3 protein-coding genes and 1 other RNA gene are annotated in these 3110 nt (G+C 45.0%); all 4 read right to left on the bottom strand.

All coding sequences use genetic code 11. The features are described from left to right. Positions 1-138 precede the first annotated feature (138 nt). Positions 139-462, bottom strand: coding sequence for a hypothetical protein (locus EAO36_RS08040; RefSeq protein WP_104640905.1), 324 nt, complete (start codon positions 460-462; stop codon positions 139-141). Then, a complete protein-coding gene (gene rsmH / locus EAO36_RS08035; RefSeq protein WP_120947959.1) occupies positions 462-1331 on the bottom strand; it encodes a 16S rRNA (cytosine(1402)-N(4))-methyltransferase RsmH in 870 nt (289 codons plus the stop codon). The genes EAO36_RS08040 and rsmH overlap by 1 nt, the downstream gene beginning before the upstream one ends. An 8-nt stretch (positions 1332-1339) precedes the next feature. Beyond that, an RNA gene (gene rnpB, locus EAO36_RS08030) (RNase P RNA component class A) lies at positions 1340-1664 on the bottom strand. A 46-nt stretch (positions 1665-1710) separates the two neighbouring features. After that, the coding region (locus EAO36_RS08025) for a vWA domain-containing protein (RefSeq protein WP_235852215.1) at positions 1711-3110 on the bottom strand (1400 nt) is incomplete at its 5' end.

Raw genomic sequence — 3110 nt, 5'->3', positions numbered from 1 at the left:
CGATGGTTTGGGACGTTGTGTGGAGATTTATAAATATGCAGGGATAAATTTGCAAATCCCCCACCCCAACTTCCCCCAAATGGTGGCTGACAAAATGGCAGGGGTGAATCGGGAGTTTGTGAAACAGACTTCCACCCCCTAGGGCATGTTTTCAATGGTGTATTTAAAGCGTTGTTTTTCAAGTTCTAGCTCTAGGCGATGTTTTTCCTCTTTGAGCAAATTTTCCTGAGTCTTGAGCTTTTGGATTGATTTGCTGGTGTAGTAGATATTATTTGTCAAATAAATTTTAGGCGCAAATAAGACCAACACAATCACCAAAACGCCCAATACACGCCACAACAAAGAGAGGGGAATTCCTTGTTTCACCACTTCTTGATTGAATAAAGCATCGCGTTCTTTTTGGCTGGTACGTAAGCGGCGTTCCTCTAAGGGGTGTTCTACATCCATGCTTGTTGTTGTCATCAAAAACCTTGAAAATAAAAAATACGCATTTTAGCACTCCGCGCTCTAGGGTTGGTGTTTAATTCTTGGGCACTTGGGGTGATGGGTTTTTTAGTGGCACAGATTCCCCAAGACTGAGCATACTCCCTAAAGGTGTGCTTGACTTGGCGATCCTCTAAAGAATGAAAAGAAATCACGGCTAATACAGCTTCTTTTAGATTTTTGGCACACTTTAAGAGTGTGTGTAAGTTTTCCATCTCAGAATTAACCTCCATGCGAATCGCTTGGAAGATCAAAGTAGCAGGGTGGAGCTTGCTTCTGTGGGCGTGTTTGGCTAAAAAGTCGGCTAAATCCTGTGCGCTCTCAAAGGGCTGTTTATGCCGTCTATTAGCGATCAAAGAGGCGATTTTTTTATATTCACGCACCTCGCCTGCTTGCAACACCCGCTCCAAGTGATAAAGGCTGTAGGTATTCACCACTTTAAACGCATCCAAAGATTGGTCTGTATCCATGCGCATATCCAACTGCTTGGAATGGAACCCAAAGCCCCGATGGGGGCTATCTAGTTGCCAAGAACTCACCCCCAAATCGGCTAGCACGCCTTTAATGCAAAGAGAGGGATTTTCTAAAAGAGAGGGCAATAGCGTAGCAAAATTGCCATGCATGAAGTTAAAACGATTGCCATAGGGGGCTAGTTTTTCTAAAGCCTGCTCTTTAGCCTCTAAGTCCTGATCGATCCCTATGATGTTTAAATGAGGGTAGGTTTCTAATAAAGCCAGAGTGTGCCCGCCCAAGCCCAAAGTGCAATCGATCAAAATAGGCTGGGGTGTTGTTTGTATGATTTCTTGAAAAGCTCGAACCACTTCTTGCAATAAAACGCTTTGGTGCATGTTGTCCTTTATGGTGCATGGGCATAAGCCGAGTTCTGTCGTGGGTGGTTATTTATCTAGGATGAGTTTTACAACCCACCTCTTGCGAAGTGCCTAAACTTAAGACCTTACCATACACTTCTTGCTACAGATTGGGTTTGCCTAAGTCCGATCCTAATTGCTTAGGACGCGGTGGGCTCTTACCCCACCTTTTCACCCTTACTCTCAACGAGCGGTTATTTTCTGTGGCACTTTCCCTTAGCTCACGCTAGCCATCTGTTAAATGGAATCCTGTCTTATGTAGCTCGGACTTTCCTCTTTGGTTTGATCCAAAGCAACCACCGCCCATGCAACCTATAATTATAGCCAAAATTAGCTTAAGGCCCACAAATAGGATCAATCACGCCCCCAAATCGTTGCCTAGTTTGCACAGCACGCGGATATTTTGGCTACGGCTATCATAGACCCAGTGTTTATCAAAGGCGCGTTTTGCCCCCGAGTTGCCATTGACATCGAGCAAATAAAAGCGGTTTTTATCTTGGCGTTTGTTTTGCATTTGCCTAGCAAGGTCGCCCATGTTGGTGTTGGTAAAATAGCCATCTGAGATCACCAAAAGGTCTGCATTCTTATAGTTTTCTCTTTCCATCTGCTCTATGCCCTGCTTGATGGCTAAATCCACATTTTCCCAGCCACCCCTAAAACTAAAGGTTAAAAAGTTGTTGAGCCTAGCCATCCAATCCCCACCGCTCAAATCTACAGCTGTTGTCCCCTCGCTAAAATTGATCAAATAGCACGCCCGTTTTTCTCTCTTGGCATGCACGCTCAAAAACAAAGTGAGAGCCTTAACAATGAGTTCAGGGTCGCCACTCATCGACCCGCTGGTATCCACGCAAATAATGATAGGTCCTTTCTCTCCCTCTTTTTCCTGCTCCTTTTCTATCTCTACCTCCACTTCCTCTATCCCCTCCAAATGGTGATCAATATAACCCTGCTTCTCAAAGCAAAAGAGGCGTTTTTCTGTAAATTTCAGGTAAAACAACACCTCCAAATCGGGGTCATCTAACAGGGCCAATTCTTGAGGGATCAAGTTTTCTAAATCATGACTCAAATGAATCCCACAAATTTCCTCTTTATAATCTCTAGTAGGGTGGTGTTCTGTATAGGCGTAAGTGCGTTGCTCCTTGATCACCTCCTTAATCATTTCTTGTTGCATCTCTTTCATGCGCCCCAGCAGATCGCAGATTTGCATTAAGACTTTATTGTTTTTGATTCGGGCAAAGAGGGCTTTAATTTGGGCGAGGTTTAGGCGTGTGAGGCTTAAGCCCACAGAAAAGGCATGCCCTCTATGTTGGGTCTTTATATCCGTATCCAAGCCCTCTAAATTTTCTAAGGCGCGTTTTTGTGCCTGTTCATCGCCCAAGCCCTCTAAATCTAGGGATTCTAGGGCTAGCCCCTTAGCGTCCATAAATAACCCACTTGTGCCAAAAAGTTCGGGGGATTGCTTGGCTAGCTGTTTTGCCTGCCATAGAGCCTTAAACCATGCACGCATGCGCTCTAAAAAATCCTGCTCCATTTTGGCTTGCGTGGCGTGTTTCCATGTGGCGATCTTATCCTCCAACACCCCCTGCCACTTATCTAAAATAAAGCGGTGCAAAGTGGCGTGATCTTCTGGGGTTTTAAGCCCCTTTTCTTGGGCGTGGATATATCCAATAACGCTCGGTGTCCCAATACTCCTCTGTTGTGGTATAAGCCTCCTTGCCCCAATAAGAAGTGTCGCGCCACTGCTGTTCTGTGGTTCTA

The organism is Helicobacter mehlei (assembly GCF_003660265.1).
GTDB lineage: Bacteria > Campylobacterota > Campylobacteria > Campylobacterales > Helicobacteraceae > Helicobacter > Helicobacter mehlei.
The sequence above is the reverse complement of the archived record's forward strand: the minus strand, read 5'-3'. Positions and strand labels throughout refer to the sequence as shown.

Bases quoted from the DNA above. Each gene is read 5' to 3' on its own strand.
- EAO36_RS08040 (WP_104640905.1), bottom strand. From the start codon at position 462: ATGACAACAACAAGCATGGATGTAGAACACCCCTTAGAGGAACGCCGC.
- rsmH (WP_120947959.1), bottom strand. From the start codon at position 1,331: ATGCACCAAAGCGTTTTATTGCAAGAAGTGGTTCGAGCTTTTCAAGAA.